This window comes from Geodermatophilus sp. FMUSA9-8 (genome assembly GCF_037034165.1).
Lineage (GTDB): Bacteria > Actinomycetota > Actinomycetes > Mycobacteriales > Geodermatophilaceae > Geodermatophilus > Geodermatophilus nigrescens.
On the sequence record NZ_JBAGKE010000002.1, the window covers coordinates 80999 to 105043 of the forward strand.

General features: G+C 77.7%; 19 protein-coding genes. 6 read left to right on the top strand and 13 right to left on the bottom strand.

Annotation, left to right across the window (positions count from 1 at the left end; translation table 11 throughout):
* Window positions 1-112 precede the first annotated feature (112 nt).
* Window positions 113-1210, top strand: a complete 1098-nt coding sequence (locus WA616_RS04655) for a ThiF family adenylyltransferase (protein WP_336027744.1) — start codon at window positions 113-115, stop codon at window positions 1208-1210.
* On the top strand, window positions 1207-2529 hold the full coding sequence (locus WA616_RS04660; protein ID WP_336027746.1) for an ABC1 kinase family protein: 1323 nt from the start codon (window positions 1207-1209) through the stop codon (window positions 2527-2529). Before WA616_RS04655 ends, WA616_RS04660 begins: the two co-directional genes overlap by 4 nt.
* Window positions 2530-2638: 109 nt before the next feature.
* On the opposite strand, the gene WA616_RS04665 is transcribed toward WA616_RS04660, so the two are convergent.
* From WA616_RS04665 to WA616_RS04680, 4 genes are all read right to left on the bottom strand, one after another.
* Window positions 2639-2881 carry a hypothetical protein gene (locus WA616_RS04665; RefSeq protein WP_336027747.1) on the bottom strand — a complete coding sequence of 81 codons (243 nt, stop codon included), beginning with the start codon at window positions 2879-2881 and terminating at the stop codon, window positions 2639-2641.
* The gene (locus tag WA616_RS04670; RefSeq protein ID WP_442901970.1) at window positions 2878-3225 is read right to left on the bottom strand and encodes a WhiB family transcriptional regulator; all 348 of its coding nucleotides are present in this window, start codon (window positions 3223-3225) and stop codon (window positions 2878-2880) included. The genes WA616_RS04665 and WA616_RS04670 overlap by 4 nt, the downstream gene beginning before the upstream one ends.
* 141 nt (window positions 3226-3366) lie before the next feature.
* Window positions 3367-3696 carry a hypothetical protein gene (locus tag WA616_RS04675; protein WP_336027748.1) on the bottom strand — a complete coding sequence of 110 codons (330 nt, stop codon included), beginning with the start codon at window positions 3694-3696 and terminating at the stop codon, window positions 3367-3369.
* Window positions 3697-3888: 192 nt separating this feature from the next.
* Window positions 3889-5928, bottom strand: a complete 2040-nt coding sequence (locus tag WA616_RS04680) for an ATP-dependent helicase (RefSeq protein WP_336027749.1) — start codon at window positions 5926-5928, stop codon at window positions 3889-3891.
* A gap of 180 nt (window positions 5929-6108) precedes the next feature.
* On the opposite strand from WA616_RS04680, the gene WA616_RS04685 reads away from it, so the two are divergent.
* The 3 genes from WA616_RS04685 to WA616_RS04695 all read left to right on the top strand — a co-directional run bounded on the left by WA616_RS04685 (window position 6109) and on the right by WA616_RS04695 (window position 7776).
* Complete coding sequence (locus WA616_RS04685; protein WP_217651293.1) at window positions 6109-6372, top strand: mycoredoxin; 264 nt, start codon at window positions 6109-6111, stop codon at window positions 6370-6372.
* A 121-nt stretch (window positions 6373-6493) separates the two neighbouring features.
* Window positions 6494-7108 carry an ANTAR domain-containing protein gene (locus WA616_RS04690; RefSeq protein ID WP_336027751.1) on the top strand — a complete coding sequence of 205 codons (615 nt, stop codon included), beginning with the start codon at window positions 6494-6496 and terminating at the stop codon, window positions 7106-7108.
* A gap of 95 nt (window positions 7109-7203) precedes the next feature.
* On the top strand, window positions 7204-7776 hold the full coding sequence (locus WA616_RS04695; RefSeq protein WP_336027753.1) for a uridine kinase: 573 nt from the start codon (window positions 7204-7206) through the stop codon (window positions 7774-7776).
* A 73-nt stretch (window positions 7777-7849) separates the two neighbouring features.
* On the opposite strand, the gene nudC is transcribed toward WA616_RS04695, so the two are convergent.
* The 6 genes from nudC to WA616_RS04725 all read right to left on the bottom strand — a co-directional run bounded on the left by nudC (window position 7850) and on the right by WA616_RS04725 (window position 15794).
* Window positions 7850-8800 carry an NAD(+) diphosphatase gene (gene nudC / locus WA616_RS04700; RefSeq protein ID WP_336027755.1) on the bottom strand — a complete coding sequence of 317 codons (951 nt, stop codon included), beginning with the start codon at window positions 8798-8800 and terminating at the stop codon, window positions 7850-7852.
* Window positions 8797-10173, bottom strand: coding sequence for a M16 family metallopeptidase (locus tag WA616_RS04705; protein ID WP_336027756.1), 1377 nt, complete (start codon window positions 10171-10173; stop codon window positions 8797-8799). Before WA616_RS04705 ends, nudC begins: the two co-directional genes overlap by 4 nt.
* Window positions 10170-11480, bottom strand: a complete 1311-nt coding sequence (locus WA616_RS04710) for a M16 family metallopeptidase (RefSeq protein WP_073421607.1) — start codon at window positions 11478-11480, stop codon at window positions 10170-10172. The genes WA616_RS04705 and WA616_RS04710 overlap by 4 nt, the downstream gene beginning before the upstream one ends.
* A 529-nt stretch (window positions 11481-12009) precedes the next feature.
* On the bottom strand, window positions 12010-12726 hold the full coding sequence (locus WA616_RS04715; protein WP_336027758.1) for a DUF2510 domain-containing protein: 717 nt from the start codon (window positions 12724-12726) through the stop codon (window positions 12010-12012).
* Between the two features lie 60 nt (window positions 12727-12786).
* Complete coding sequence (locus WA616_RS04720) at window positions 12787-14394, bottom strand: serine/threonine-protein kinase (RefSeq protein ID WP_336027760.1); 1608 nt, start codon at window positions 14392-14394, stop codon at window positions 12787-12789.
* On the bottom strand, window positions 14391-15794 hold the full coding sequence (locus tag WA616_RS04725) for a M20/M25/M40 family metallo-hydrolase (RefSeq protein WP_336027762.1): 1404 nt from the start codon (window positions 15792-15794) through the stop codon (window positions 14391-14393). The genes WA616_RS04720 and WA616_RS04725 overlap by 4 nt, the downstream gene beginning before the upstream one ends.
* A 60-nt stretch (window positions 15795-15854) precedes the next feature.
* Between WA616_RS04725 and WA616_RS04730 the strand changes: the two genes are divergently transcribed.
* On the top strand, window positions 15855-16691 hold the full coding sequence (locus WA616_RS04730) for an alpha/beta fold hydrolase (protein WP_336027763.1): 837 nt from the start codon (window positions 15855-15857) through the stop codon (window positions 16689-16691).
* A 116-nt stretch (window positions 16692-16807) separates the two neighbouring features.
* On the opposite strand, the gene WA616_RS04735 is transcribed toward WA616_RS04730, so the two are convergent.
* From WA616_RS04735 to WA616_RS04745, 3 genes are read right to left on the bottom strand one after another with little or no spacing between them, the layout of a single operon-like run.
* A complete protein-coding gene (locus tag WA616_RS04735) occupies window positions 16808-20221 on the bottom strand; it encodes an ATP-dependent helicase (protein ID WP_336027766.1) in 3414 nt (1137 codons plus the stop codon).
* On the bottom strand, window positions 20218-23418 hold the full coding sequence (locus WA616_RS04740; RefSeq protein WP_336027768.1) for an ATP-dependent helicase: 3201 nt from the start codon (window positions 23416-23418) through the stop codon (window positions 20218-20220). The genes WA616_RS04735 and WA616_RS04740 overlap by 4 nt, the downstream gene beginning before the upstream one ends.
* Window positions 23419-23474: 56 nt before the next feature.
* Window positions 23475-24020: a dihydrofolate reductase family protein gene (locus WA616_RS04745; protein ID WP_336027769.1), complete on the bottom strand. Its 546-nt coding sequence runs from the start codon at window positions 24018-24020 to the stop codon at window positions 23475-23477.
* Between the last annotated feature and the right edge of the window lie 25 nt (window positions 24021-24045).

The following is a 24045-nucleotide window of genomic DNA, read 5'->3' on the forward strand; positions in this document are numbered from 1 at the left end:
CCCGGGAACCGCCCGGCGACGGCGGCGTCCGCACGGCGGGCGCCGCCGTCGCCGTTCCCGGGTCTGTGGACAGCGCGGGCGGGAGCGCGCCGGCCGCTGGCACCCTGCGCCGGTGCCCGACGCCCATCCCCTCCTGCCGCCCGGCACGCCGCTGCTGCACCGCGCTCCCGACGCCCTCCAGGTCGGCGGGGTCGACGGTCCCGGCGCGGTGCTCAGCGGCACCGACCCCGCCACCCTGAGCGGCCTGCTGCGCGGCCTCGACGGACGCCGCACCCGCCGCGCGGTCCTGGCCGACGCCACCGCGGCCGGGCTGGACCCCGGCCCGGTCGGCGCGCTGCTGGACACCCTGCGCGACGCCGGCACCCTGGACGACCTCGACGCCGCCGACCTGCTGGCCTCGGACGCCGGGCCCGCCGCCGCCGCGCGCACCGCCGCCGAGCTGCCGGCCGCGCGGTCGGGCCCCGGGCGCTGGCGGGCGCGGCGGGCCGCATCGGTCGTGGTCGACGGCGCCACGCGGGTCGGCGTGCCGCTCGCGGCGCTGCTGGCCGCCAGCGGCGTGGGCCGCACCGTCGTGGCCGACGACGGCGTGGTCACCGCCGCGGACGCCGTCGTCGGCGGGCTGGGGGCCGACGACGAGGGCCGCCCGTGCGGGCCGGCCGCCGCCGACGCCGTGCGCCGTGCCGCCCCGCTCGCCGACCTGCGCCCCCTGCCGCCGGGCGTCTCTCCGGACCTGGTCGTGCTGTCGCGGCCGTGGTCGGCGTCGGACCCGCTGGTCGCCGGACTGCACGACGCCGGGGTGCCGCACCTGGTGGCCACGGTGCGCGGGACGAGCGGCGTCACCGGGCCGCTGGTGGTGCCCGGGGTGACCAGCTGCCTGCGCTGCGCCGACCTGCACCGTCGCGACGCCGACCCGCGCTGGCCGATGCTCGCCGCCCAGCTCGCCACGGGTACCGGTCCGGCCGGCGGGTCGACGCTCACCTGCTGGGCCACCGCGCTGGTCGCCGCCCAGCAGGTGCTGGCCTACCTCGACGGCAGCGGGAGCCCCGCGGCACTGTCCGCCACGCTGGAGCTGCGCCCGCCGGACCTCGTCCCCCGCCGCCGACCCTGGCCGCCGCACCCGTCGTGCGGGTGTACCGGCCCCTCCATCGGGGACCCGGTCGGCCGTCCCGCCAGCGGCGACGGTGCCCCTGAGGGGACAATGGCACGGTGAGCGACGACGCACGCGGGATCCCGGGCGGCTCCATCTCGCGCACCGCGCGGCTGGCCGCGCTGCCCCTCGGTGCCGCCGGTCGCGCCACGCTCGGTATCGGCAAGCGGCTGTCGGGGCAGTCGTCCGAGGCGGTCACCGCCGAGCTGCAGCAGCGCACCGCCGAGCAGCTGTTCGCCGTCCTCGGCCAGCTCAAGGGCGGGGCGATGAAGCTCGGCCAGACGCTGTCGGTGTTCGAGGCCGCGGTGCCCGACGAGGTGGCCGCGCCCTACCGCCAGGCGCTGGTCAAGCTGCAGGAGGAGGCACCGCCGATGCCGGTGCGGACCGTGCACGCGGTCCTCGCCCAGCAGCTCGGCGGCACCTGGCGCACACGGTTCCGCGAGTTCGACGACCAGCCCGCCGCGGCGGCCAGCATCGGCCAGGTCCACCGGGCCACCTGGCGCGACGGCCGCGACGTCGCCGTCAAGATCCAGTACCCGGGTGCGGCCACCGCCCTGATGGCCGACCTCAACCAGCTCGCCCGCTTCGCCCGGCTGTTCGCCGCCGTGTTCCCGGGCATGGACGTCAAGCCGCTGATCGCCGAGCTGAAGGCCCGGGTGGTCGAGGAGCTCGACTACGGCCTCGAGGCCGACGCGCAGCGGCAGTTCTCCGCCGCCTACGCCGGCGACCCGGAGATCGTCGTCCCGCGGGTGGTGGCCAGCGCTCCGAAGGTCATCGTCTCCGAGTGGCTCGAGGGCGTCCCGCTCTCGCGCGTCATCGTCGACGGCACCCGCGAGCAGCGTGACCGGGCCGGCCACCTGATGGCCCAGCTGCACTTCTCCGCGCCGCACCGCGCCCGGCTGCTGCACGCCGACCCGCACCCCGGCAACTTCCGGCTCGTCGACGGCGACCGGCTCGGCGTCATCGACTTCGGTGCCACCGCCCGCCTGCCCGACGGGCTGCCCGAGCCGATCGGCCGGCTGGTGCGGTGGGCGCTGGAGGGCCGCGCCGAGGAGGTCCTGACCGACCTGCGCGCCGAGGGGTTCGTCCGGCCGGGGGTCCAGGTCGACGCCCAGGGCGTGCTCGACTACCTGCGGCCGATGCTCGAGCCCATCGAGCGGGAGACCTTCCGCTTCACCCGCGCGTGGATGCAGGAGCAGGCCGCGCGGCTCGCCGACCCGCGCAGCGATGCGAGCAAGCTCGGCCGCCAGCTCAACCTGCCCCCGGCCTACCTGCTCATCCACCGGGTGACGGTCGGCTCGATCGGGGTGCTCTGCCAGCTCGACGCCGCCGCCGGTTACCGCAGCGTCCTCGAGGAGTGGCTGCCCGGCTTCCGCGGCTGAGCCGGCCCACCGCCGGACGACAGGAGGCCGGGTCCCCGACGCACCGGGAGCGTCGGGGACCCGGCCTCGTCCGGGAGGGGCACGCCGTGCCCCGGGTGGTCGCCGTCGGTCAGCGGACGGCGGCGCTCGCCCGCGCGGCACGCCGGCTGGCGTACTCCGCGCGCCGGGCCCACCGGCGCGCGGCCCGCAGGCGCCGGACGCGACCGGCGGTGTCGGCCTCCGCGCGCAGCTCGGTGAGCCGCGTGGTGGCCAGGTCGTACTCGTAGCCGTACATCGTGGGTCCTCTGTGCTCGTCGGGCGTCGGGGCCCGGTGGGTGTGCTCTCGCTGTTCGCTGTCGCCGTCCCCGCTCACGCGGCGACGACCTTGCGGGGACGACCCCGCGGACGCTTGCGGGCGATCACGACGCCCCGCTCGAAGATCTCGCCGCCCCAGACGCCCCAGGGCTCGCCGCGGTCGAGCGCGCCCGCCAGGCAGGCGTCGCGGACCGGGCAGTCGCCGCACAGCACCTTGGCCTGCTCGAGGGCCGCGGGGCTCTCGGCGAACCAGAGGTCCGGGTCGTCGGTCCCGCGGCACGGCAGGGGCCGCCGCACGGGGGCCGGGGCCAGGGGCGTGTGCGGCGTCCGCGGGGTGGCGCCGCCGGTCCGGGGGAGCCCGGGTCGGCGGTGGGACGTCGGGCGGTCGATCGTCTGCTGCACTGCCGCTCCTCCTCGTACTCGTCGTCTCGCAGCCGGCGGGGGCCCGCCGACCGGGTGGTCGGGGCCGGGTGCCGCGAGGAAAGACGAAGGCCGCGGATCCCGGGTTCGGGTTCCGCGGCCTCGAGGAGGACCGGTCGAGCGCTAGCTCTGCGGTCTCCCCGGGGAGTGGATCCCGAGGGTGGTGCTGTTGTCGATGTCGGTGCGGTGGCCGCCGAGGACGGTGGCGGCGGGCTGCTCGGTGCCGCGCGGGTCAGCGGGCAGACCGGTCCCCTGGAACGGGGCGGTGGGCGCAGCAACGGAGGTGCCGGTCAGGTCGAACGGCGTCATCGAGCGGACGACGGCGTAGCGCGGACGGGCCCAGCGGACGTCGTCCGCGACGACGCCACCGGCGACGCAGCCGGCCGGACGCACGTCGAGGCCGCCCGTTCCGGAGACCCCGGCGGGGGCGAGAGCGAAGCGCGTGTCGATCATCGGAACCCCTCCTCCCGGGGTCGGAGCCGGCGGTCGGGCCGGTCTCGGTCTGGCGCGCCGACGGGGTCCCCCGCGGCGCAGTCAGGACAGTAGGGAAGGCCACACGGGCGGCGCAACGCAATTAACGAGCGCGTCCCCGGGCCGGGGGACGCCACGCCGGAGGAGCGTGCGGTGCGCACGCTCCGTGATCGGTCACTCCCCGACGGTCGCGAGCACGTCCTCGCCGTAGAGGTCGAGCTTCCGGGCACCGATGCCCGGCAGGCTCGACAGCTCCTGGATGCTCGTCGGCCGCGCCTCGGCGATGGCCTGCAGCGTGGCGTCGGTGAAGACGACGTACGCCGGGACCGAGGCGGCCTGCGCGGTGCTGCTGCGCCAGGCGCGCAGCCGCTCGAACAGCTCCCCGGCCTCGCCCTCGAGGACGACCTTGGCCCTCTTCGGCTTCCGCTGGGGCGCCGGTGCGGTCGGCGAGGAGCCCGGGACCAGCCCGTCGAGGAAGCGGCTGCGCGGGCGCGGGCGCTTGGCGCCGGGGTTGCGCACCAGCGACCACGACAGCGTCAGCTGCTCGCGGGCCCGGGTGACAGCGACGTAGAGCAACCGCCGCTCCTCCTCCACCGCGTCGGGCCGCGACAGCGACTGCGAGATCGGCAGCACGCCGTCGACGAGACCGACGACGAACACCGCGTCCCACTCCAAGCCCTTGGCCGCGTGCATCGAGGCGAGCGTGACGCCCTGGACGGTGGGTGCGTGCTGGGCGTCGGCCCGCTCGGCGAGGTGGGCCACGAAGCGCGGCAGGTCGGTGCTCGGGTCCTCGGCGACCAGGTCGACGGCGAGGTCGACCAGCGCGGCCAGCGACTGCCAGCGGTCGCGCGCCGCTCCCCCGGGCGGCGGCCGGTGCTCCACCCAGCCGGTGGAGGCGAGGACGTCGCGCACGGTGGGCACGAGCATCCCGGGCTCGCTGCCGCCGGCGGCCGCCCCGCGCAGCAGGACGACGGCCTCGCGCACCTCGGGCCGCTCGAAGAACCGCTCGCCGCCCTTGAGCACGTAGGGCACACCGGCGTCGGCCAGCGCCGACTCGTACACCTGTGACTGGGCGTTGATGCGGAACAGCACCGCGATCTCCGACGCCGGCGTCCCGGCCTCGACCAGCGCGCGGCAGGCCTGGGCGACGGCGGCGGCCTCGGCGGGCTCGTCGGCGTGCTCGAAGAAGCGCGGCTCGGGGCCCTCGGCGCGCTGGCCGAGCAGCTTGAGCCGGAAGATGCTCTTGCGCTCCGGCGCCTGCCCGATGAGCTTGTTGGCCAGCCCCACCACCTGCGGCGTGGAGCGGTAGTCGCGCTCGAGCTTGACCACCTCGGCGTCGGGATAGCGGTCGGCGAAGCCGAGCAGGTAGTCGGGGTCGGCGCCGGTGAAGGAGTAGATGGTCTGGTTCGGGTCGCCGACGACGCACACCGACGCCCGCCCGCCCAGCCAGGCGTCGAGCAGCCGCTGCTGCAGCGGGTTGACGTCCTGGTACTCGTCGACGACGAAGTGGCGGTACTGCGCGCGCACCTGCCGGGCGACGTCGGGGTGCTCCTCCAGCGCGAACGCGGTGACCAGCAGCAGGTCCTCGAAGTCCAGCATCCCGTCGCGCTGCTTGGCCGACTCGTAGGACGCGTAGACCCGGGCGACGGCGGCGGCGTCGAAGGGGGGCTCGCGGCCCGCCGCCTGGGCGCGCGCCGGGTAGTCCTCGGGCGTGGCCAGGGTGGTCTTGGCCCACTCGATCTCGCTCGCGAGGTCGCGCAGGCTGGTGCGGTCGGTGGTCAGCCGGGCGCGGGCGGCGGCGGTGGCGACCACCCGCAGCTTGTTCTCCACCAGCGCCGGCATCGGCCCGCCGAGCACGCGCGGGGCGAAGTAGCGCAGCTGCCGCATCGCGGCGGCGTGGAAGGTGCGCGCCTGCACCCCGCCGACGCCGAGGCCGGCCAGCCGGGACCGAAGCTCGCCGGCGGCGCGGGCGGTGAAGGTGACGGCGAGGACCTGTTCGGGCACGAAGGCGCCGGCGTGCACGCCGTAGGCGATGCGGTGGGTGATGGTGCGGGTCTTCCCCGTGCCGGCGCCGGCGAGGATGCAGACCGGCCCCTCCACGGCCGACGCGGCGGCGCGCTGCTCGTCGTCGAGCCCGGCGAGCACGGCCTCCGCCCCGGCGGACGGGGCGGCGGAGGGGGCGGCGGACCCGGGCAGGTCGGCGGTCCGCGGCATGCGGTCGTACTCCTCGGGGGGACGGGACGGGGCGTGCGGCTCCGAGTCTCCCAGCCCCCGCCGACATCCGGCCGGGACACCCCGCGGCTGTGGAGGGAAGGTCCGGCGGCCCCCGGGCGTTCACGTACTCCGGGATGCGCTGCGTCCCGGACCGATCGACCGCTCCCCGGGAGGACCCGAGTGACTGCCGCACCCGCCGCCGTGACGATGTACACCACCACCTGGTGCGGGTACTGCGTGCGGCTGAAGAAGCTGATGCAGCGCGAGGGCATCCAGTACGCCGAGGTCGACATCGAGCGCGACCCCGCGGCGGCCGACGTCGTCATGCAGGCCAACGGCGGCAACCGCACCGTCCCGACGCTCGTGTTCGCCGACGGCAGCGCGCTGACCAACCCGAGCATCGACCAGGTGAGGTCCCAGCTCGCCTCCCAGCCCGGCGCCTGACCGGCGGGTGCTGCGCGGTCCGCGACCCCCGGCGGTGCATCATCTGCCCCGGCGGGTCGCGACCGTGACCGCCGCCGGAGCCCCGGCCACCCGGCCGGTCACCCCCACGGGAGCCGCTGACGTGACCTCGGACGCCGTGCCCTCCCCCGCGACCCTGCAGTCCGCCGGGGACGGCCCGTCGGTGGTCGTCGCCCGCACCGGCGGCGGCTGGCGCGTGCTCGCGCCCGGCCGCGCCCAGGACGTCGGCGACCTGCTCGAGGGGATGTCGCTGGCCGACCTGGTGGCCGAGGAGCTGGGCGGCGCCACCGACCCCGACCGCACGGCCCGCCGCGCGGCCCGCGGCAACGGGGACGCCGCGCCGGACACCGACCCCCGCGACGCGCGGATCGCCGCGCTGGAGCGGACCGTCGCCCAGCTCGAGCACGCCCTCGCCGCCCGGGTCGCCACCGAGCGCGCCATCGGCGTCCTCGCCGAGCGGCACGCCACCGCGCCGCGCACCGCCTTCGAGGTGCTGCGCGGTCAGGCCCGCTCGCTCGGGCGCCCGGTGCACGAGCTCGCCCGCGAGGTGATGGCGACCCTCGACCGGCTCGCCGAGCCGACGACCCCCGCCGTCCCGGCCGCCGAGCCCGTGCCCGTGACCGTGCTGCCGCCGGTCCCCCGGCGCCCGCCGGGCCGGCGGGTCGAGCGCGGCGCGCACCGACCCGGCTCCGTGGTCCCGGCGGACGGCCGCCCCTGAGCGGTCCGGAGCCGCTGACCCCGGGCGCGCTGGCCGACCGGCTGGCCGCCCTCCTCGCCGACGCCGACCCCGAGCCGGGCGCCGCCGCGCTGCGCGTGGCCGTCGACGGCCCCGACGTCGCCGGACCCGGGACGCTGGCGCGAGCGGTCGCCGAGCGGCTGCCCCCGCTGGGCCGCCCCGCCGTCGTCGTGCCCGCCGCAGGGTTCCTCCGGCCGGCGTCGCTGCGGCTCGAACACGGCCGCACCGACCCCGACGCGCGCTACACCGACTGGCTCGACGCCCGGGCGCTGGCCCGCGAGGTGCTCGACCGGGTGGGTCCCGGCGGCCCCGCCGAGTACCTGCCGGTGCTGTGGGACGTCGCGCGGGACCGCGCGGCGCGGGCCGGCTACGAGCCGATGCCCCCGCGCGGGGTGCTGCTCGTGCCGGGCCCGCTGCTGCAGGGGGTCGGGCTGGCGTTCGACGTCGTCGTCCACCTGCGGGTCGCCCCGGCCGCCCGCCGCCGGCGCTTCCCGCCGGAGCAGGCGTGGGAGCTGCCGGCCTTCGACCGCTACGACGACGAGGTCGACCCCGCCGCCCTGGCCGACGCCGTGGTGCTCGCCGACCGGCCGGAGCACCCCGCGCTGGTGCTCCAGGGCCGCTGGGCGTCGTCCGGGGACCAGGGGACCTGATCGGAGCACCTCCTCCCTCACGGTGGGAGGTGAGGGAGGAGGTCCGGCGGTGAGGGAGGACGCCGCGCCGGCGTCAGATCTCGCCGTCGACCCAGCGGTCGATGAGGTGCCGGGCGATCGAGACCGGCGGCGGCAGCGCGGCGGGGCCGTCGCCGGAGGCCAGCTCGTCGCGGGTCCACCAGCGGGCCTCCTCGATCTCCGTGGGGTCGAGGGTCAGCTCGAGGTCGCCGACCGCGCGGGCGACGAAGCCGAGCATCAGCGACTGCGGGAACGGCCAGGGCTGGCTGCTGACGTAGCGGACGTCGGTGACGGTGAGCCCGACCTCCTCGGCGACCTCGCGGGCGACCGCGCCCTCCGCGGACTCCCCCGGCTCGACGAACCCGGCGAGCACCGAGAACCGCCCGGGCGGCCAGACCGCCTGGCGGCCCAGCACACAGCGGTCGCCGCCGTCGTGGACGAGCATGATGACGGCCGGGTCGGTGCGCGGGAACAGCTCGACGCCGGTCTCGGGATCGCGCTGCACCCAGCCGGCCCGCTCGATCGTCGTCGCCGCCCCCGACACGGGGCTGAACCGGGCGCGCTCGTGCCACTCGAGGATGCCGATGGCCTCGGCGAGCAGGCCGGCGTCGAGGTCCCCCAGGTCGGTGCCGAGCTCGCGCAGCCCCGACCAGGCGTCGACCGGCCGGCCGTTGACGGTGAGCGCCCGCTCCCCGCGGACGGCAGCGTAGGGCACGCCGTCGGCCTCGCCGAGGTAGACCGCGCCGACCGGGAGGGTGGGCTGCTCGTCCCAGACCAGCGCGGGGCCGTCGGGCCCCTCGGCCACGGGGACGGCGCGCCGCCCGTCGACGGTGAGCACCCGCACCGGCCGCCCGCGGGTGGGGTCGGGCAGCGAGCGGCCGAGGTGGTCGCGGTCGTGCGCCGAGCGCGCGAGCACCGGCACGACGCCGGTGGTGCGCGGCGTGCCGGACGGCCAGTTCCCGCGCGTGACGTCCTCGGGCGTGCTGCCGCCCGGCGGGACGGTCACGCCGGGTCCGCCGCGGCGGCGCTCGCGGTGACGTCGACCGGGCCGAGCGCCCGCAGCCCCTCGGTGACCCGCTCGGCGTCGCCGACGACGACGGCGGTCAGCGCGGCCGGGGCGAGGTACCGGCGGGACGCCTCCTGCACCTGCTCGACGGTGACCTCGGCCAGCGCCCGCTGGTGCTCGGTCAGCCACTCCGCCGACAGGCCCGACCCGGCCAGAGCCGAGAGCGTGCTGGCCAGCCCGGCGTGGGTGGCGGTGGACAGCGCCATCGAGCCGAGGACGTAGCGGCGGGCGGCGTCGAGCTCGGCCTCGGTGACCGGCGCGAGCGCCATCCGGCCGAGCTCGGCCCACGTCTCGACGAACGCCGCGCCGGTGACCTCGGTGGCGACGTCGGCCTCGACGAGGAACGAGGAGGCCGCGGCCAGGTGGTCGACGGCGCTGCGCGGGCTGTAGGAGTAGCCGCGGCGCTCGCGGATGTTCTCGACCAGCCGCGAGGAGAAGTAGCCGCCGAAGACCATGCTGGCCAGCCGGACCGCGGGCAGGTCGGGGTCGGTGCGCCCGGGCGCGGGGCCGCCGAGGCGGATGTTGGACTGCACCGCGCCGGGCCGGTCGACCACCTCGAGGTGTCCGGGGGCGAGCGCCGGGGCGGGCGGGGCGCCGGCGGCGGAGCCCTCGCCGGTCCACTCACCCAGCGCCGCGGCGACGGCGTCGGTGGCCGCGGCGGCGTCGAGGTCGCCGACGAGGACCAGCGTGCTGCCGGCGGGCAGGACCCGCTCGCGGTGCAGCTTGCGCAGCGCCGCGGCGCCGACCTTGCCGACGAGCTCGGGCGCGGGCAGCTGCGCGGCGTAGGGGTGGGTGCCGTAGCGGCGGGCGGCCAGGGCGGACCGGGCGATGACGCCGGGCTGGGACCGCGCGATGGCGATCCGCTCGGCGACCCGGTCGCGCTCGCCCTCGACCTGGTCGGCCGGGTAGGCGGCGCCGGTCAGCACCTCGGCCAGCAGCTCGAGCACCGGCGTCAGGCCCTCGCTGAGCAGGGTGGTGGAGAACAGCAGCCGGTCGGGGTCGGCGGCCACCGTCAGCTCGGCGCCGTGGCCCTGCAGCGCCTCGGCGAGGCCGGTGGCGTCCCGCCGGGCGGTGCCGAGCAGGACGGCGCCGGAGAGCACCGAGGCGCGGGCGGTGTGCTGGGCGGCGCCGCGCGGGGTGGTGGCCGCGAAGGGCACCCGCAGCCGCAGCTCGACCAGCGGGACGCCGGGCCGCGGCACGGCGACGACGGTCAGGCCGCTGGGCAGCGTCGTCGTCGTGCCCTCGGGGACCGGGTGCGGGCGCGGCTCGCCCAGCGGCGGGACGAGGTCGAGGTCGAGGACCGGCGCGCTCATCGGGTGCCTCCGGTGGCCTTCAGCTCGAGGATCGCGGCGGTGCCGGGGTCGAGGCCCCGCGCGGCGGTCTGCACCTGGTCGGGCGTGACGGCGGCGAGCCGGGCGGCGATCTCGCCGGCCAGTTCGGCGCGGCCGTGCACCAGCTCGGCGCCGGCGAAGGCCAGCGTGCGGCCGAGCACCGAGTCGGCCTGGCGCAGCAGCTGCGCGCCGGTGCGGGCCTGCACCCGGGCCAGCTCCTCGGCGCTCACGCCCTCGGTGGCCACGCGGCCGATCTCCTCGTGCACGGCGCCGAGCACGTCGTCGACCCCGACGGCGGCCGGGTGGTGGACCTGGGTGGTGAGCAGCGTGGCGTCGCGGACGTCGAACGGGTCGCCGAACAGGCCGACGTAGCTGCTCTGGGCGACGGCGAGGCGGTCGTCGTGCACGAGCCGGCGCTCGAGGCGGGAGGCGTCGCCCTCGCTGAGCAGCTCGGCGAGCAGGACGGTGCCGAGGTAGGTGTCGAGGTCGCCGACCGGGTCGGGCACCCGCCAGCCGAGGGCGACGGCGGGCGCGGGGGCCAGCCGGTCCTCGACGACGTCGCGGCGCACCGTCGTCGGCGAGGGCTCGCCGGTGGGCGGGGTCGGCGGGACCTCGCGGGCCTCGACCGGCCCGAACCAGCGGCGCACCAGGCGCTCGGTCTCGGCGACGTCGAGGTCGCCGCCGATGCACAGCACCGCGTTGCCGGGGGCGTAGTAGCGGGAGAAGAAGTCGGTGGCGTCGTCGACGGTGGAGCTCTCCAGGTCGACGAAGGAGCCGTAGCCGTCGTGGGTGTTGGCGAAGCTCTCGAACGCGATCTGCGGCAGCTGCAGCCAGGGGAAGGCGCCGTAGGGGCGGTTGAGGACGTTGACCCGGATCTCCTCCTTCACCACGTCGATCTGGTTGCGGAGGTTCTCCTCGGTGATGGCCGGGGCGGCCATGCGGTCGGCCTCGAGGAACAGCGCGCGCTCGAGCGCCTCGGCCGGCAGCGCCTCGTAGTAGTTCGTGTAGTCCTGGTGCGTGGAGCCGTTGAACGTGCCGCCGGCGGCCTGCACCAGGCGGGCGTGCTCCATCTTCGGCACGTGCGCCGAGCCCTGGAACATCATGTGCTCGAAGAGGTGGGCGAACCCGGTGCGGCCCTCCGGCTCGTTGCGCATGCCCACGTCGTAGAAGACGGTCACGGCGACGACCGGCACGCTGCGGTCGGGTGCGAGGACGACCCGCAGCCCGTTGTCGAGCGAGAAGCGTTCCACCGGGTGCCGCAAGGTCAGATCGGCCCCTACTGCTGTCACGGACCGACCCTAACCACGCGGGCGCCGGGGCCGCCGGGCGGCCGACGAGCGGGACCCGGAGGGTCCCCGAGGAGGCCACGACCGCAGCCGCGTCGCAGCGGCCAGGAACGTCACCTGGTCGCGGCACACGACGCAGGACGCCCTGCGAGGGCCGTGCCCGGTGACGGGCCCGGAGGGTCCTCACCGGGCACGGCGGAGCGGCTCAGCGCAGCAGGGGTACGGCACCTGGCCGCGGTGCAGGGCCAGCGACGAGCGGGGCCCGGAGGGCTCCCGAGGAGCGCAGCGACCGCAGGGCTCAGCGCAGCAGGGGTACGGCACCTGGCCGCGGTGCGGTCCGGAGGACCGCCATGTCACAGCACGTCGATGTCGCCCACGACGCGGTCGATGACGCCGTACAGCTCGGCATGGGTGTTGGGGATGGAGACGTAGAGCAGCGCGGGGTCGGCGCGGCCCACGTCGATGACGAGCAGCGCCGCCCGCTCGCCGGTGGAGTCGTAGCCCTCGACGTCCCAGCTGAGCTGGAACTCGATCAGGTGGGCGTTGCGGCCGTCGACGGTGAGGGCCTCGTCGCGCAGGATCTCGCGCTCGTTCGGGTACGGGTAGTACAGGGTCCGGACGCTGTCGGCCAGCGCCGTGACCGTGGCCTGCTCGCTGCCCGGGCCGGTCCAGCCGTAGCCGTCGGCGACGGGGCCCGAGGTGCACTGGGCGATGAAGATGCCCCCGGAGGGGACCCCTCCTGGGTGGTGAAGTACTGGCCGGCGATGGTCCGCGTCTCGGCCATGTCCCCCAGGTCGTACTCGAACCAGCCGTTGCCGAGGAACGGGTAGGAGATGCCCGCCTCCTCGTCGACGATCCGCACCGTGCCGGGCGGGAACTCCGTGCCCGAGGGGCCGGCCGGCACCGGCGGGTCGTCGGCGACGGCGCGGCCACCCCCGCCTCCGGACAGCCCCACGACGAGCGCCACGACCACGACGGCGACGACGGCGAGCACGGAGCCGGCCACCCACCACGCCGTGCGCGGACGGCGGGCGGGGGGCGGGGGGACGTCGTCCCACTGGCCGGCGCCCCAGCCGGCCTGCGGGCGCGGCGCGGGGGCCACCGGCGGCGTCTGCACGGCGACGCCGGGGCCGGCCGGCGTCGTCACGTCCGACCAGCTCTCCCCGTTCCACCAGCGCACCATCCCGGGCGCCCCGTCGGGGTCGGGGTACCACCCCGCGGGCGCGGTCGTCAGCCCAGGTCCGGTCACGAGGGTCAGGGTAGGACGGCGACGCCGCCGGTCAGGGCTCCCGCGGCGCGACGTGTCCCATCAGTAGCCGCGGTCGGCGTCGTCCCACCAGCCGCGCAGGTCGTAGAGCCCCGAGGCGCCGCCGCCGCGCTGCTCGGCGATGCCGTAGGTGCCCAGGTCGTCCCAGGCCCAGGCGAGCACCGCGTCGCCGTCGCCGTCGACCCAGCAGGCGACCCGGCCGACCTCGGCGTCGTCGTCGTCGAGGACGGGGAACCAGCCGGAGGGGCCGGGCTGGCCGTCGAGCTCCTGGCCGCAGTCGTAGCGCTCGTCGAGCTGCTCGAGGCCCTCCCGCTCGATGTCGGCGGCGAGGGCCCGCGCGGCGCCGTCGCCGTCGTGTGCGCGGACGGTGCTGGTGGTGACCCCGGCCTCGTCGTCGGCCGGGCAGGTGACCTCGCGGAGGACGCCGTCGCCGGGGTCGGCGCCGGTGCAGTCGCCGATCGCGACGCCGGCCGGCAGGGCGGCGGCGACCAACCGCTCCCCCGCGCCGGCCGCCGCGTCGCCGGCGTCGTCGGACCGCAGCGCGACCACCACGAGTGCGACGGCGAGCGCCAGGGCGACCAGCCCGGCCAGGGCGGCGACCACCCACGGCAGCCGCGGTGCCCGGGCGGGCGCGGGGCCGGCGGGCGGGCGCGGCCCGACGGTGGTCGGCGGCGCGGGCGGGCGGGCGGCGCCCTGCTCGCGGGTGACCGCCCGGCCCGGGGCGCCGCCCGCGGCCGGACCCACGGCGGTGCCGGCGTCGGCCGGGACGGGGACGCCGCTCTGGGCGAGCGCCGCCCGCGCGGCGGCGGCCATGGCGCCGGCGGTGGGCCAGCGCTGGTCGCGGTCCTTGGCCAGGCCGCGGAGCACGACGCCGTCGAGGGCGGGCGGGATGCCGGGCGCCAGGGCCGACGGCGGGGGCGGCGGCTCGTGCATGTGCGCGGCCATGAGCGCCACCGGCTCGGCGGCCGGGAACACCCGGCGGCCGGTGAGCGCCTCGAAGAGCACGCAGGCGAGGGAGTAGACGTCGGCGCGGGCGTCCAGCGTCGCGCTGCTGAACCGCTCCGGCGCCATGTACTCGGTGCTGCCCACGGCGGTGCCGGTGCTCGTCAGCGCGGGGCCGGTGCCCTCGGTGGTGCGGGCGATGCCGAAGTCGGCGAGGTAGCAGAAGTCCTCGCCGGGGGCCGAGCGCAGCAGGTCCCCACCGTCGCCGCGGCCGACGAGCAGCACGTTGGACGGCTTGACGTCGCGGTGCACCAGCCCGCCGGCGTGCGCGGCGTCGAGCGCGCGGGCCACCTGCCCGACGACGTCGACCGCGCGGGCCGGGGCGAGCCGCCCGCCGCGGCGGAGGAGGGAGGCGAGGTCCTCCCCCTCGACCAGCCGCATGTCGAGGAAGAGCTGGCCGTCGATCTCCCCGAAGCGGTGGATGGGGATGACGTGCGGCTCGTTGAGCCGGGCGGCGATGCGCGCCTCGCGGCGGAAGCGCTCGCGGTAGCCCTCGTCGGCCGCCCACGCCGGGTGCAGCACCTTGAGGGCGACGTCGCGCTCGTGCTCGTCGTCGTGGGCGCGCAGCACCGCGCCCATCCCGCCACGGCCGAGCTCGCCGAGGACGCGGTAGGGCCCGAAGCGGCCGCCGACCTCGGGAGCGGTCACCGCGCCGCCAGCTCGCGCCACAGGTGGGCCGCCGCCTCCGCGCCGCGGTGCAGCATCGGCAGCAGGACCCGCTCGTTGGGCGAGTGGATGCGGTCGGTGGGCAGCCCCACGCCGAGGAACAGCAGCGGCGCGCCGAGCTCGCCGGCGATCGCCGCCTCGGGGCCGCTGCCGCCCTCCCGGGTGAGCAGCACGTCCTCCGGCGCGGTGTCGAAGGCCTGGCCGATGGCGGCCAGGAGCGCGTCCATGTGCGGGGAGTCCAGGTCGCTGGCGCACGGCGCGACGCCGCCGGGCGGGGCGTGCACCTCGGCCTCGATGCCCTCGGGGACGTTGGCCTCCACCCAGGCGCGCAGCATCGGCCCGATCTCCCCCGGCCGCTGGTCGGAGACCAGCCGGAAGGTCACCTTGGCGTGCGCCTCGGCCGGGATGATCGTCTTGTGGCCGGGGCCGGTGTAGCCGCCCCACATGCCGTTGACCTCGGCGGTCGGGCGGGCGCCGGTGCGCTCCAGGGTGCTGAAGCCGGCCTCGCCGTAGGTGGCGCGCGAGGCGGCCGGGCCGGCGAGCCAGGCCCGCTCGTCGAAGGGCACCCGCGCCATGAGCTCGCGCTCGCGGTCCGACAGCGGGCGCACCGCGTCGTAGAAGCCGGGGAGGGTGACCCGCCCCTGGTCGTCGTGCAGCTTCGCGATCAGCTCCGCCATGGCGTGCAGCGGGTTGGGCACCGCGCCGCCGAACGAGCCGGAGTGCAGGTCGACGGCGGGGCCGCGCAGCGTGATCTCGGCGTCGGCCAGCCCGCGCATGGCGGTGACCGCGCTGGGCACGTCGGGCGCGGCCATGCCGGTGTCGCTCACGACGACGACGTCGCAGTCCAGCCGGTCCCGCCGCTCCCGGAGCAGCGCCTCGAAGTGCGGTGAGCCGGACTCCTCCTCGCCCTCGACGAGCACCTTGACCGTGACGGCGGGGGTGTCGCGGCCGGTCGCGGCGAGGTGGGCCCGCAGCCCGAGCAGGTGCACGACCAGCACGCCCTTGTCGTCGCTCGCGCCGCGGCCGTGCAGCTCCGGGCCGTCGGGGCCCTCGACGCGGGTCGGCTCGAACGGCGGGTGCTCCCACAGCTCCAGCGGGTCGACCGGCTGGACGTCGTGGTGGCCGTAGACGAGCGCGACCGGGGCGCCGGCGTCGGCGCTGGGCCACTCGGCGTAGACGGCGGGCGCGCCGGCGGTCGGCCAGATCTCGACGGTCGGGAAGCCGGTCCGGCGCAGCGCCTCGGCCAGCCACTCGGCGCTCGCGGCGACGTCGGGGGCGTGGGCCGGGTCGGCCGAGATGGACGGGATGCGCACCCAGGCGTCGAGGTCGGCGTGCAGGTCGTCGAGGTGGGCCTGCACGAAGTCGCGTTCCGGGCTCGTCACGGTCGCCGACGGTAGCGGCGTCGACGGGCGCCGTCCGCCCCGGCCACTAGGTTCGGGGACATGGCCGGAGAGCTGCTGCGGGTGGACGTGGGCGACCTGACCTTCGACGTGCGGGCCGACGGCCCCGAGGACGGGCGGCCGGTGGTGCTGCTGCACGGGTTCCCGGAGACGTCGGCGTCGTGGGCGGCGGTGACCCCGCGGCTGGCCGAGGCGGGGCTGCGCACCTATGCCGTCGATCAGCTCGGCTACTCCCCCGGCGCCCGCCCGCAGGAGGTGGAGGCGTACGCGCTGACCAACCTCGCGCAGGTCACCGCCGACCTGATGACCGCGATGGAGGTGCCGGTCGCCGACGTCGTCGGGCACGACTGGGGCGCCAACGCCGCCTGGGCGCTGGCCGCCTGGCACGCCGACCGGGTGCGCTCGCTGACCGCCGTCTCGGTCCCGCACCCCACCGCGTTCACCGCCGCCTACCGCAGCGACCCGGAGCAGAAGGAGCGCTCGGCCTACATCCGGCTGTTCTGGCAGGAGGGCAAGGCGGAGGAGGTGCTGCTCGCCGACGACGCGCGGCGGCTGCGGCGCATGTTCGGCGACGTCGTCGACCGCGAGACCGTCGACGAGTACGTGGCCGTGCTGTCGGCGCCGGGCGCGCTGACCGCGGCGCTCAACTGGTACCGGGCGATGAGCTCGCAGACGCCGGTGGACGACGTGACCGTGCCGACGACGTTCGTGTGGAGCGACGCCGACATCGCGATCGGCCGCATCGCCGCGGAGGGCTGCGGCGAGTACGTGGCCGGCGACTACCGCTTCGTGCAGCTGCCCGGCGTGAGCCACTGGATCCCCGAGGAGGCGCCCGACCAGCTGGCCGCGGCGATCCTCGACCGGATCGCCTCCACCTGACCTGACCTGACCTGACCGGCCGTCCTCGCCGCGCGGTGCCCGACCTCGCGCTGCGGGGCGAGGTCGGGCACCGCGGCGTGAGATGGGGCGCGCGCGACGTCGAGGCGGCGGGCCCGTCAGCCGAGTTCGTCGTCCGGCGGGGGCGGGAGCTCGTCGTCGTCCGGCTCAGGCGGCAGGTCGTCGGGCAGCTCGGCGCCGGCCGCGGCCCGGCCGGTGACCAGCGCGAGCAGGCCGGCCTCGTCGAGCAGGTCGACCGGGCGCACGGTGACCCCGGCGGAGACGTGGTGGAAGCCGGCGCTGACCCGCTCGACCGGCACGCCGACCAGCCTCGACCAGCCCAGCCGGTAGGCGGCCAGCTGCACCGCGGCGGCCGACAGCTCCGTTCCCGACGACGGCGGCGGGCCGGTCTTCCAGTCGACCACCTCGAAGCCGCCCTCGGCGTCGCCGAAGACCGCGTCGATCCGCCCGCGCAGGGTCAGCGGGCCCAGCGGCGTCTCGAAGGGCACCTCCACCTCGACCGGCTGGCGCTCCGCCCACGGGCTGGCCAGGAACGCCTGCTGCAGCTCGGTGAGCGCGCCGTCGGGGGCCGCGGACTCGTCGCCGGAGCCGGGCAGCTCGTCGAGGTCGAGCAGCCGGGCGGCGCCGAAGCGCTCCTCGAGCCAGGCGTGGAAGGCGGTGCCGCGGCGGGCCAGCGGCGCGGGCGCGGCGGGCATGGGGCGGCGCAGCCGGCGGGCCAGCTCGGCGGGGTCGCGGCGCAGGGTGACCAGCTCCGACACCGACAGGTGCGACGGCAGCGCCACCTCGACCGTGGGCCGGGCCGTGCGCCGCCGCTCGCGCAGCAGCAGGTCGGCGTCGCGCACCCACCGCGCCACCTCGGGGTCGGCGGTGCCCAGGGCCGCGCTCGGGTCGAGCGGGTGCGGCGCGGCGCCGGCCACCAGCTCGGCGGCGGCGGTGAGGGCACGGCGCCGCGGCGCCGACAGCGGGTCGGCCGGCCAGACGCCGACCGGCCACTCCTCCAGCGCCGGGTTGGTGGCGCCGTCCTCGGGCCGCTCGGCCCACGCGACGACGACGCCCGCGCCCGCGGTGCACGCCCGGCGGACGGTGTCGAGCAGCACCGACGGGCCGTTGGGCTTCACGCCCTCCCGCCACCAGCTGCCCGAGCACACGAGCAGGTGCTTGGCGCGGGTGACCGCCACGTAGCCCAGCCGGATCTCCTCGGCCTCGCCGAAGCCCTTCCACTCCTCGACGTAGTCCTCGAGCGCCGCGCGCACCGCGGCCTGGTCGCCGGAGCCGGGCACGGGCAGGCGCAGCTGCGGCAGCTCCTCGCGGTCGGTGAGGCGCAGGTCGACGGGGACCGCGCCCGGGTCCTTCACCCACGAGTCGGCGGTGTCGGTGCGGGCGGGGAACTGGTCGGCGGTCATGCCGGGCACCGCGACGACGTCCCACTCCAGGCCCTTGGCCGAGTGGCCGGTGAGCAGCTGGATGGACTCCGGGTCGACGGCGACCTCGCCGGGCTCCAGGCCGCGCTCGCGCTCCTCGGCGTCCTTGAGGTAGCCGAGGAACGCCGGCAGCGAGGGCAGCTCGGCCAGCTCGGTGAACTCCGCGGCGACGGCGTGCAGCGCGTCGAGGTGCGCCCGCGCGGCGCCGGGGCTCACGCCGGGCGCGCTGGCCAGCTCGGTCTCCAGGCCGAGGACGCGGGCGACGTCGTCGACCATGTCGGGCAGCGACTCCCCCAGCCGGCCGCGCAGGTGCCCCAGCTCCGCGCCGAGCCGGCGCAGCCGGCGGTACGCGGCGGGCGAGTAGGCCGCCGGGTCGCCGAGGTCGTCGAGCGCCTCGACGATGCTGCCCCGCTCCGAGGGCCGGGGCGCCGCCTCGTCGTCGGTCTCGCGCGCGGGGCGGCGGCCGTGCACGAGTGCCCGGGCGCGGGCCTCGAGCGCGGCGAGGTCGCGCGGGCCGATCCGCCAGCGCGCGCCGGTGAGCAGCCGGCCGAGCGCGTCGCCGGCGGTGGGGTCGACCAGCACGGTGAGCGTGGCGACGACGTCGGAGACCTCGGGCACCTCGAGCAGCCCACCGAGGCCGACCACGGTGACGGGCAGCCCGCGGGCGCGCAGCGCGGCGGCGATACCGGGCAGCTGCTTGCGGGTGCGCACGAGCACCGCGGTGGTGGGCGGGCGGCCGTCGGGGCGCGGCGGCACGTCGGGGTCCTCGCCGAGCCAGCAGGCGGCCAGCCGGTCGGCGAGCGCCTCGGTCTCCTCGGCCACCGTGGCGTACAGGCCGGCGGTGACCAGGCCCCGCCCGGCCCCGGGCGCCGGCGCGAGGTCGGGCAGCGGCACGTCCGGCGCGGGCAGCATCCCGGCGACGGCGTTGGCGACGTCGAGCACGGCGCCGTCGTTGCGCCAGCTGGTGGCCAGGGTGAGCCGCTGCGCCTCCCGGCCGCGCAGGCCGGGGAAGGTGCGCGCGAACCGCTCGATCGTGCCGGCCGACGCGCCGCGCCAGCCGTAGATCGACTGCCGCGGGTCGCCGACGGCCAGCACCGCGTGCCCGCTGGTGCGGCCGAACAACGCCTCGAGCATGCGCAACTGGCCGACGCTGGTGTCCTGGTACTCGTCGAGCAGCACGATCCGCCAGCGCGCCCGCTCGCGGCGGCCGACCTCCGGCGCGCTGACCGCCACCTTCGCCGCGAGGGCGACCTGGTCGGAGTGGTCGATGGCGCCGGCGGCCCGCTTGCGCCCCTCGAAGGCCTCGACCAGCGGCAGCAGCGCCACGCGGGCCCGCTGCCGGGCGAGCATCTCGAGCACCGGCGCGTACGGGCCGCGCTTGCCCTTCGCGTCGGGGTAGCCGGCGACCTGGCGCTCCAGGCGCGCGGTCCAGGCGCGCAGCGCATCCGCGGAGACGTCGTGCTCGCCGAGCTCCCCGGCCAGCGCCAGCACGTCCTCGACGGTGGTGAGCGGGGTGAGCGGGACGTCGGCCATGTCGCCGGTCCACTGCGACACCACCGACGCCGCCTGGCCCCAGCACATGGCCGGGCCGAGGACGCCCGCGCCGGGCTCGACGCCGATCCGCAGCCCGTGCTCGCTGACCAGCGAGGCGGCGTAGCCGTGGTAGGTGGACACCGTCGGCATCGCGACGGCGAGCCGCTCCCGGAGCTCCGGGTCGGTGCCGGGGTGCCGTGCCAGCGCGCCGAGCCGGATGCGGATGCGCTCGTTGAGCTCGCTGGCGGCCTTGCGGGTGAAGGTCAGCCCGAGGACAGCGTCGGGCGCGACCAGCTCGTTGGCCACCAGCCAGCACACCCGGGCGGCCATCGTCTCGGTCTTGCCGGACCCGGCGCCGGCGACGACGACCAGCGGCCGGTCGGCCGGCGCCGACACCACGCGCGCCTGCTCGTCGGACGGCGCGTACTTCAGGCCGCACCGCTCGGCGACCTCGGCCGGGGTGAGCAGCCGCCGCGGCTCCGCCGGCTCGGGCGCGCCGCCGAACAGGGCGTCGTCGAAGGCCAGCTGGTCCTCGGCGGGCGTGGAACGTCGACTCACGCCGTGACCTGCCGGCCGCGCTCGTGCATCGGGCAGCTGCGGCGGGCCGGGCAGCGGGAGCAGTGGCTGCCGGTGCGCACCTCGAAGGTGCCCGCGCCCATCCCGTCGCCCACCTCCGCGACGAGCTCGCCGGCCCACGTCTCCCCCACCGGCACGTCGGCCGGGAGCGCGTCCTGCGCCTGCTCCTTGGCCTTCGCGCCGGACCCCACCTGCAGCAGCGCCGCCCCGCCGGGGGCGTCGCCGTGCTCGCCGAAGGCACCCGCCGCGACCGCCACCTGGTAGGCGGCGAGCTGGCCGTGGGTGTCGATGCCCTTGGCCTGGCTGCGGCCGGTCTTGAGGTCGACGACGACCAACCGGCCCGCCGAGTCCCGCTCGAGCCGGTCGACCTGGCCGCGGATGCGCGCCCGGCCCACCGTGACGTCGAAGTCGGCCTCGGCGGCCAGCAGCTCGCGCCGGTTGCCCGCGTGCCAGCGCAGGAACCGGTCGAGCATGTCGCGGGCGGCCACGCGCTGCCGCTGGTCGGCCCAGCCGGGGCCGAGGTCCAGCGCGTCGAGCTCCACGGCCAGCGCGGCCGGCGCCTCGGCGGCGGGCAGCCCCTCGGCCACCTGCTGCGCCACCGCGTGCACCGCCGAGCCGACGGTGCGGGTCGAGTCCGGCGACGCCTCGGCACCCACCGCGCCGAGCACCCACTTGAGCGGGCAGCGCTGGAAGGTCTCGATCGCCGACGGGCGCACCCGCACCGGCTCGCCCTCGGGCACCAGCGGCGCGTCGTCGGACAGCGGCGCCAGCCCCCACCAGTCGGCGGGCGAGGCACCGGGGACGCCCTCGTCGGCCAGCCGGCGCAGCACCGCCGCGGCCGCCGAGCGGCGCGCGGGCTCGGTCTGCGGGTCGCTGACCGTGCGCCGCAGGTCCGCGACCAGCGCGGGCAGGGTGAGCGAGCGCGGCAGCGGCGTGAGCGGGCGGCCCTCGTCGGGCGGCGCGGCGACGAGGTCGAGGAACCGCGAGGCGGTGGCGCCGGCGTCGGGGCCGTCGAGCGCGCCCTCCACCGCCGTGACCACCAGCCGCCTCCGGGCGCGGGTGCAGGCGACGTAGAACAGCCGCCGCTCCTCGGCGAGCATCTGCACGCGCCGGTCGACCGCCGCGCCGTCGATGCCCGCGACGCGCTCCACCAGCAGCTCGGTGCCGAGCAGCGTGCCGCGGTCGCGCAGGTCGGGCCAGATGCCCTCCTGGACGCCGGCGACGCAGACGACGTCCCACTCCAGGCCCTTGGACGCGTGCGCGGTGAGCAGCCGCACGGCGTCCGCGGCCGACTCCCGGCCGGCACCGGCGACGCCGGGCAGCTCCTGCGCCGCGAGGTGCTCGACGAACGCCCCGACGGTGGCCGAGGGCAGCCGGTCGACGAAGCCGGCCGCGGCGTCGAACAGGGCGACGACGGCGTCGAGGTCGCGGTCGGCGCCCGCGCCCGCCGCCCCGCCCGCGGCGCTGGCCCGCGCCCACCGGCCGGCCAGCCCGCTGCGCTGCCACATCGCCCACAGCACGTCCTCGGCCGAGCCGTCGCGGGCCAGCGCCACCCGGCCGGCGGCGAGCACGCCGGCGACCTTCCGGGCGGGCCGGGCGACGGCTTCGGGCAGCTCCTCGAGCAGCGCCTCGTCGGCGAGGGCGGCGGCCAGCGGCTCGCCGCGCTCGTCGGCGTCGACGCCGCGCTGGGCCTGCGCGATGCGCACCGCCCGCCGCAGCCGGCGCAGGTCGAGCACGGTGGCCCCGCCGAGCGGCGAGGTGAGCAGCGCCTCGGCGCCGGGCTCGTCGAGGTCGAGCGTGCCGGGCTCGGCGTCCCGCCGCGGCAGCAGCGCGCGCAGCGCGGCGAGCAGCGGCGCGACGGCGGGCTGGGCGGCCAGCGGGAGGTCGTCGGTGCCGACCTCCACCGGGACGCCGGCCGAGGTCAGCGCGCGCCGCAGCGGGCCGATGGCCAGGGCGTTGCGGACGACGACGGCCATCTCGCCCCACGGCACGTCGTCGACCAGGTGCGCCCGGCGCAGGGTGTCGGCGACGTAGGCGGCCTCCACCGACGCCGACCCGAAGACGTGCACCTCCGCGGCGCCCTCCTCGGCACCGTCGACGGCCGCGAGCCGGCGGTGCTCCCAGGGCCCGGGCAGCGCCTCGGCGACCCGGCGGCTCACCGCGAGCAGGGCCGGGCCCGACCGGCGGCACACCCCGAGCGAGACGCGCGGCGCGGGCTCCCCGCGGACGGTGCGGAAGGCGTCGGGGAAGTCGACGATGCCGCGCGGCTCGGCGCCGCGGAAGGCGTAGATGGCCTGGTCGGGGTCGCCCACGACGACCAGGTCCCCGCCGCCGCCGGCCAGCAGCTGCAGCAGCTCGACCTGCGCGGGGTCGGTGTCCTGGTACTCGTCGACGAACAGCCAGCGGGCCCGCCCGCGCTCGGCGCGCAGCAGCTCGGGGTCGTCCTCCAGCTCGGCGATCGCGGCGCGGACGAGCTCGGCGGGGTCGTAGCCGGAGGCGTCGCCGCCGCCGGCCGTGGAGAAGGCGGTGACCGCCTCGTACTGCTCGAGGAACGCCGCGGCGTGCAGCCACGCGTCGGTGCCGGTCTCGCGGCCCCAGGCGGCCAGCAGCTCGGGGTCCACACCGCGCTCGGTGGCCCGCAGCAGCAGGTCGCGCAGCTCGCCGCGGAACCCGGCGGTGGCGAGCGCCGGCATGAGCTGGTCGGGCCAGCGGACCGCGCCCTCCCCCGCCAGGTCACCGCGCAGCAGCTCGGCGACGACGGCGTCCTGCTCGGCGGCGGTGAGCAGCCGCGGCGGCGCCTCGCCGCGCAGCAGCGCCGCCCGGCGCAGCACCCCGTAGGCGTAGGAGTGGAAGGTGCGGGCCAGCGGCTCGCGGATGGTGCGCGCCACGCGCGCGGTGACCCGGTCGCGCAGCTCGGCGGCGGCCCGCCGGCTGAAGGTGAGGACGAGGATCTGCTCGGGGTCCACGCCGCGGTCGATCCGCGCGGCGACCGCCTCGACGATCGTCGTCGTCTTGCCCGTGCCGGGGCCGGCCAGGACCAGCAGCGGCCCGCCCGGGTGGTCGACGACGGCCTGCTGCGTGGGGTCCAGCCGCGGCCGCCGCGGCGGCTCGGCGGCCGGCTGCACGAGCCGGTAGACCGGCGCCCCGTCCCCGTGCGTCGTGTCCCCCCGCAGTGCCACCCCTCGATGACACCACGGCGGTCCGACATCGCCGCGGGCGCGCGCGGGGCGCGGCGTCAGCCGGCCAGCGCGTCCGGGTACCGGACCCGGTACCAGTGCTCGGTCTCACCGGGCACGCGGTCGAGCAGCACCTGCGTCCCGCCCGGGACGTCGAGGACCCGCGTCCCGTCGCCGAGGAGGACGGGCGCGAAGAACAGCAGCACCTCGTCGAGCAGGCGGGCGGCCAGGAGCTGGCGGGCGACGTCGGCCCCGAGCACGTTGGCCGTCCCGTCCCCGGCGGCCGCGCGGACCAGCTCGACGGCGTGGTGCAGGTCGTCGGTGAACGTGACGCCGTCGGGCGCCTGCGCGGGCGGGCGGTGGGTGAGGACGACGACCGGCCCCGACCACTGCCCGCCGAAGGCGCCCTCCCGGTCGGTGCCGCGGTTCGGGTCGTCGCCGCCGAAGGTGACGGCGCCGGCGAGGATCGCCGTCGTCCGCGCCATGAGCCGGTCGGCGGTCGGGTTCGGCGCGCCCAGGTGCGGCGTCAGCCAGGACATGTCCCCGCCCGGGCCGGCGATGAAGCCGTCCAGCGACGCGGTCGCGGAGTAGAGCAGCGTGGCCACGGGGTCCTCTCGGTCGGGCGGGGCA